The 6,200-nt window shown below is 59.1% G+C and carries 6 protein-coding genes; 2 read left to right on the plus strand and 4 right to left on the minus strand.

Annotated features, from left to right (window positions below):
- Positions 1-78 precede the first annotated feature (78 nt).
- Genes EMQ_RS16420 through EMQ_RS16435 form a run of 4 tightly spaced genes read right to left on the minus strand, consistent with a single transcriptional unit; the run spans position 79 to position 4,579 of the window.
- Positions 79-1,806 (minus strand): ABC transporter permease subunit, encoded by a 1,728-nt coding sequence (locus EMQ_RS16420; protein ID WP_010666421.1) that lies wholly within the window; start codon positions 1,804-1,806, stop codon positions 79-81.
- A gap of 45 nt (positions 1,807-1,851) precedes the next feature.
- Complete coding sequence (dut, locus tag EMQ_RS16425; RefSeq protein ID WP_026199932.1) at positions 1,852-2,316, minus strand: dUTP diphosphatase; 465 nt, start codon at positions 2,314-2,316, stop codon at positions 1,852-1,854.
- 40 nt (positions 2,317-2,356) lie between these two features.
- Positions 2,357-3,769, minus strand: coding sequence for a bifunctional phosphopantothenoylcysteine decarboxylase/phosphopantothenate synthase (locus EMQ_RS16430; protein WP_010666419.1), 1,413 nt, complete (start codon positions 3,767-3,769; stop codon positions 2,357-2,359).
- A 3-nt stretch (positions 3,770-3,772) separates the two neighbouring features.
- Positions 3,773-4,579 (minus strand): class I SAM-dependent methyltransferase, encoded by an 807-nt coding sequence (locus EMQ_RS16435; RefSeq protein ID WP_010666418.1) that lies wholly within the window; start codon positions 4,577-4,579, stop codon positions 3,773-3,775.
- A gap of 28 nt (positions 4,580-4,607) precedes the next feature.
- On the opposite strand from EMQ_RS16435, the gene mutM reads away from it, so the two are divergent.
- Positions 4,608-5,543 carry a bifunctional DNA-formamidopyrimidine glycosylase/DNA-(apurinic or apyrimidinic site) lyase gene (gene mutM / locus EMQ_RS16440; RefSeq protein ID WP_081470941.1) on the plus strand — a complete coding sequence of 312 codons (936 nt, stop codon included), beginning with the start codon at positions 4,608-4,610 and terminating at the stop codon, positions 5,541-5,543.
- Positions 5,544-5,645: 102 nt separating this feature from the next.
- Positions 5,646-5,915, plus strand: a complete 270-nt coding sequence (rpsT, locus tag EMQ_RS16445; RefSeq protein WP_010666416.1) for a 30S ribosomal protein S20 — start codon at positions 5,646-5,648, stop codon at positions 5,913-5,915.
- The last annotated feature ends 285 nt before the right edge of the window (positions 5,916-6,200 follow it).

The raw sequence follows: 6,200 nt of genomic DNA on the forward strand, positions 1-6,200 counted from the left end.
GATGTCTGGAACTCATCTGACCGTAGCCTAACAAGTCATTGGGAGCTGAAAAACCCCGAATACAGGAAGAGCGCATGCTCACGACGTCTCCATCGTCTGTCCGGTCGTTCGGCGTCTGACGTAAAGACCCAGAGGTCTCCAGATCAGCGCTTCACTCCCCATGGCCAGCAGCGTCATGACCATGATGCCAAGCGAGGCCTGCGCCATGTCACCTCTGCTGGTAGCGTCGATGATGGCGCGACCGATCAGGCCGTGTTCGGAAATATGCGTGCCCCACAATGTCATGTCGGCAGCAATGACGGCGTTCCAGCCCCAGAAGAATGCCCTGTGGACGCCCTTGAGCCATGACTGGGCAAGACCGGGCAACAGGATGGTCTTCCATCTGAGCCAGCCCCGTATGCGATAGGCTCGCGTAACTTCTTGCAAATTCCGAGGGAAATCCTGAACGCCGATAAGCAGATGGAAGGCGAGGAAAAACGGCAGCCCGACAAACAGCAGAGGTGAGAAGGGAGATTCAGGTCCGACCAGAGCGACAACAAGTGGAAACAGCAGAACTGCTGGGAAAAGCGCCAAAAAACGGAAGGCCGGCATGAGTGTGTCAGCCCAGCGCTTCAGCCCAACAGCGATGGGAAGCAGAACAACGGAACAGATGCCGAGTGGCACAAGCAGGGTCAACATCTCGCCGATTCCGAGAAGTCCGGCTCGTAACCATTCGTCTGGATCAGGAAGACCATTGGGTGCAGCCTCACAGGCCAGAAGACCGGCAACCCCCAGAAGGGCAGGGATAATCAGCGCGATAATCCGTGGGGTTTTTTCGGGATCATCCAGAACGGTGGCCTTTGGTGCAGGGCCAAGTGGCAGATTGCCGACAATCCTCAGTAATCGCGACCCGTCGGTGAACATGCGTCCGAGCAGGGGAATATCCCCAAAGGCAGCAGATGTGGACCGTGTGGAAGACCCTTTGTCAAAACGCTGCCCCCATTTTCTCATGGGACGGACAATCAGAAAATCCGTTGCCATGACAAGGCATCCCGTGGCCAGAAGTGTCAGCGCGAAGGCTAAGGAAGCGTGGTTTCTTATGGAAGAGACCGCATAACCGCCCAGTCCCGGAGAGAGAGGCAACTGTTTCATGCCTGCATAGACTTCGGCGAAAGTCAGACCAAGCCAGACATTCGGCATGGCATGTCCGATACTGCGGACAACTGCGGGCAGACCAAACGGCGCGTAAAGTCTCCAGAAACGCGGCCACGGTCGAAGACCAAAGCTGTGGGCCGCCAGCACAAGGTGCGCTGGAACTTTCTGATGGGCACGGATGGCGGCGTCCATCATGGGAAAGGTGAGGGCGGCAAAGGCGGGAGCCCCAATCAGAATCTCGCCCGTGAGCGCATGTCCAGCCAACCAGCCATGAGCGCCGAAACAGACAGGCAGGGCGAGTACCATGAACGCCGGAATCGGAACGGCTTGCACGATCTCAAGAAGAGCAAGGGCGACTCGTCCGGGTTTTTCCCGTCCAAAGACCAGCGCTGCACCGGCAAGAGCGCATAGAAAGGATACGGCAAACCAGCATATGACTCGCGCAGCAGAGACCATCAGCGCGAAAGGCAAAGCAGTAAGCGGTAAAGCCTGCGTGGGCTGCGGCTGTGTCCCGGAAAAGACAATGCCGAACCATGACGTGGCGTTTGAGCCGAAGCCCAGCATGACGCCTACGACGCAGAGCATCGCCACAATCATCGTCAGACGGGGAGAGTCGTGGCTGATCCTTCTGCTGAGTCCAGCCGCATCGGCGAAAAAGGATGTGCTGCTCATCGGAACGTATGTCGTCCGGTGCGGCAGGGTCGTTTCATGTTTTTGTCAGGAAGAGTGCGTGCCTGTGCTGCCAAAACCACCAGTGCCACGTTCCGTCGAATCAAGGTCATCAACCTCATTCCATGCAACCCGAAAAACAGGAGCAACGACTGCCTGCGCGATCCGCATGCCCCGCTCCACCGTAAAGGCTTCCTGTCCGGTGTTCATCAGAATAACGCATAATTCACCACGATAATCTTCGTCTATCGTGCCGGGTGAATTCGGCAGGGTGATGCCATGCTTCAGGGCAAGGCCGGATCTTGGCCGGATCTGCAGTTCGTATCCAGCGGGCAGGGCGATACAGAGTCCTGTTGGAACCAGGGTCCGTTCCCCGGGAGGCACCGTGACCGTGCTGTCGACAGCGGCGAGAAGATCCATGCCCGCGGCACCGGCGGTGGCATAGGATGGAAGGGGAAGCCCTTCCGAGCGGGGCAGGCGCCGGACGGCGACCTGAACAACTGGTGCATTCACAAAAAGAGATCCGTTTCCGAGAGTGATGGAGAAGAAAGCGTCATTGGCGGCCTTCTTTTGCGGTTGCAAGAGCAGGCGCTCCAAAACGCAAGGCGATGCGGCGGGCCAGATTGAGAGCGAGAGTCGTTTTGGCCATCAGAGGCCAATGCTCCACACCATCTTCAGTGATCAGGATCACCTTGTTTTCCGTGCCACCCATGACATTCGTGCCGGTCGAGACGTCATTGGCGACGATCCAGTCACAGCCTTTGCGCTGACGCTTGGCGATGGCGTTAGCCTCGACATCATCGGTCTCGGCGGCAAAGCCCACCACCAGCGTGGGGCGCATTGGACCCGGTCTGGAGATACGGGCGAGGATATCCGGATTCGCCTCGAGGACGAGAGAGGGAGGAGGAGACCCCGCCTGCTTCTTGATCTTGGATGAGACCGGATCAGCCACGCGCCAGTCCGCCACAGCCGCCGTGCAGACAGCGATGTCAGCCGGAAGTGAGCTCATGACGGCTGCTTCCATCTCCTGTGCCGTCTCGACCCGGATCAGGGAAACGCTGGACGGTGCAAGCAGGGAGGTGGGGCCGCTGATCAGTGTCACCTGTGCGCCCAGATCAGCGAGCGCGCTCGCAATGGCGTAGCCTTGCAGGCCGGATGAGCGGTTGCCGAGATAGCGCACCGGATCAATCGGCTCATGGGTCGGCCCGGCCGTCACCAGTGCATGTTTACCGATGAGAGGGCGCCAGTGAGAGGAAGTTTCCGGGGAGGCGTTCTGTTCGCAGTGAGACACAGACCCATTGCGCAGGCTGACAGCAGAGGTGCTGTGTACCTGAGAAGACACGGTCTGATAATGACTCGGGACAGAGGCAGACGAGTGCTCGTCGGAGTTGACGCAAGAATCCTTGTCGAGGTGAGTAAGGATGGCGTCAAGCAGCACCTCCGGCTCGACCAATCGACCGGGACCGTATTCGCCGCATGCCATTTCGCCCTCATCAGGACCGACGACGATCACACCACGCTGGCGCAGTGTGTTCATGTTTGCACGCGTCGCAGGATGCTCCCACATGCGTACGTTCATGGCCGGAGCTACCATCACAGGCGTATCGGTGGCCAGCAGCAGCGTGCTGGCCAGATCGTCAGCCAGACCGGACACCATCTTGGCCAGGATGTTGGCCGTGGCCGGTGCGACAACCACAAGATCCGCCGAGCGGGAGAGGGCGATGTGCCCCATTTCCTGCTCATCGGTCAGGGAGAACAGATCCTGATGGACGGGTTCGCCACTGAGCGCCTGTAGCGACAGCGGTGTAACAAATTCACTCGCAGCGCACGTGAGGACGCATCGGACCCCAATTCCGGCCTTTTTCAGAAGGCGAACCAGTTCGAGCGCCTTGTAAGCTGCAATGCCGCCGCTGACGATGAGCAGAACCCGTCTGGACGGCTGCGTCTGTGTCGTCGCGGCAGCCATGGATCAGAGCCTCCAGCCGGAATGGATTGCAGCGATACCCCCGGACAGCGACTGGTAGCGGACATGGGAGAATCCAGCCTCACGGAACATATCCGCGAGCGTTTCCTGATCGGGGAACATGCGGATGCTCTCGGCCAGATACTGGTAGCTGTCACGATCCTTGGCGATGAGAGAGCCCATCGTCGGAAGAACCTTGAACGACCATGCATCGTAAATTGGCGCCAGAGCGGCCACCTGCACGCGGGAGAATTCGAGGCAGAGGAAACGACCGCCCGGCTTCAGCACTCGGCGGGCCTCCTTCAGAACGGCCAGCTTGTCCGTGCAGTTGCGCAGTCCGAATGAGATGGTCACACGATCCATGCAGCGGTCGGGAAGCGGGATCTGTTCGGCGTCGACCACGCAGAAGGACAGGTCCGACACATAGCCACGCGAGATGGCGCGGTCGCGGCCAACCGACAGCATATTGGCGTTGATGTCCGTCATGATCACCGGTCCGCCGCCACCTGCAAGCCAGCCGAACGTCACGTCACCAGTGCCGCCTGCGAGATCGAGCAGCTTCAGGCCGGGCTGCGGTGCAAGCTCGGCGTTGAAAATCCGTTTCCAGACTCGATGAATCCCCAGAGACATGAGGTCGTTCATCACATCATAGCGACTCGCGACACTGTCGAAGACCGCACGGACGAGAGGTTTCTTCTCTTCCCTGGGCACAGCGCGGAAGCCGAAATCGGCGGTGTCGTCGGCAGCAGTCCCAGGGGCAGTCCCGGTGGAATGCGGCGCGGCATGGAGGTTATGGGGGGCATTGTCGGTCATGGCTGCACTCTATAGCGTGTTTAGCGTCATGCCAGAACTCCCCGAAGTAGAAACCGTGATGCGTGGAATGATGGGACGCCTTCTTGGCGAACGTATCCACGCCATCGTCGTGCGTCGTCCAGACCTCCGTTGGCCTCTGCCGCCGGGGCTTGGTCAGGCCCTTAAAGGCCGGACGATCGAGAGTTTTCGTCGGCGAGGGAAATATATTTTCATCCGTGTTTCCGGCGGCCAGTCGGTTCTGCTGCATCTCGGCATGTCCGGTCGGGTGATGCTGGATGACGCCGATTCAACGCTGGAAGTGGGGGAAGGCAAGCTGCGTCACGAGCATGTCGCCTTCACTACAGAGGGTGGTCAGCGGTTCGGGCTGGTTGATCCGCGTCGGTTCGGGGCGCTCGATCTTGTCGAGACGGAGGCTGAGGACCAGCATCCTCTGGTTGCGGCCATGGGGCCGGAACCATTCGATCCCGCTTTCACTGCTGATACGCTTCTGAAGGCGTTCGCTGGACGACGCAGCCCGGTGAAAGTGATGCTACTGGATCAGCGGATCGTGGCCGGTCTGGGTAATATCTATGTGTGCGAAGCCCTGTTCCGTGCGCGCATTCACCCGGAAACGCCTGCGGGTCTGTTGGGGCGTCCCGCGCTGAAACGGCTCGTGGTCGCCATTCGGGCCGTGTTGCAGGAAGCGATCGACGCGGGTGGCTCCAGTCTGCGGGATTATGTCCAGCCGGATGGTGAACTCGGCTATTTTCAGCATGCCTGGCGTGTTTACGGACGGGCCGGACAGCCATGCCCTGCTTGCAAGGGCGACCCGGGATGTCCGGGCGTGGCGCAGATCACGCAGGCCGGACGCTCCACGTTTTTTTGTCCACAACACCAGCCTGCTGTGGATAACGGGCCTGCGGTGAGTGTGGATACAGGCCACAGGCAGGGCAGAATCTCGCGGAAAAGCAAGAACTCTGCTTGACGCGCGGCCTTTCGTTGGCTTAGAGAACCGCACCTAATTCAGCGCGACCGCTTTCGGGTGGAGCGCGTGTAACCATATCGACTTCTGGATCAGATAGACACAATGGCGAATATCGCATCTGCCCGTAAGCGCATCCGTCAGACGGAACGCCGCACTGCCCGTAACACCGCTCGCATGTCCCGCATGCGCACCTTCATCAAGAAGGTCGAGATGGCCATTGCAAGCGGCAACAAGGAAGAGGCAACGGCAGCCCTGAAGGTCGCCCAGCCGGAAATCCAGCGCGCAGCAACCAAGGGCGTGGTGCACCACAACCTTGTGGCTCGCAAGATTTCCCGTCTGTCTGCTCGCATCAAGGCGATCGCAGCAGCCTGAAGAAGCAGCACGAACTGTTTTCCTAAAACAGTCTGCTCTTCTTCCGGCATCTGTGATGCCCAAGAAATAAGCCGGATTTCCGTATGAGGAATCCGGCTTATTTTTGCTCTATGGGCAAGGCCTCTCCTGCCGTCAGGCAAGAGATGGTTTCAGAATAAATGATGATTTTTCGGGAAGGTTTGCAGGCATAAATGCGTTGCTTTCACAGGTGCATTTGCCTAGTCTGACAACTTCGTTGGGACCGTGAATACATGTCCTTCTCTGGCGACAGAGAGGCTTGTTTCC

Origin of the sequence: Acetobacter aceti NBRC 14818, assembly GCF_000193495.2 — a bacterium.
Taxonomy (GTDB): Bacteria; Pseudomonadota; Alphaproteobacteria; order Acetobacterales; family Acetobacteraceae; genus Acetobacter; species Acetobacter aceti.

Excerpts from the sequence above, each read along its gene's own strand:
- EMQ_RS16420 (WP_010666421.1), bottom strand. The coding sequence starts at position 1,806 with ATGAGCAGCACATCCTTTTTCGCCGATGCGGCTGGACTCAGCAGAAGG.
- EMQ_RS16430 (WP_010666419.1), bottom strand. The coding sequence starts at position 3,769 with ATGGCTGCCGCGACGACACAGACGCAGCCGTCCAGACGGGTTCTGCTC.
- EMQ_RS16435 (WP_010666418.1), bottom strand. The coding sequence starts at position 4,579 with ATGACCGACAATGCCCCCCATAACCTCCATGCCGCGCCGCATTCCACC.
- mutM (WP_081470941.1), top strand. The coding sequence starts at position 4,608 with ATGCCAGAACTCCCCGAAGTAGAAACCGTGATGCGTGGAATGATGGGA.
- rpsT (WP_010666416.1), top strand. The coding sequence starts at position 5,646 with ATGGCGAATATCGCATCTGCCCGTAAGCGCATCCGTCAGACGGAACGC.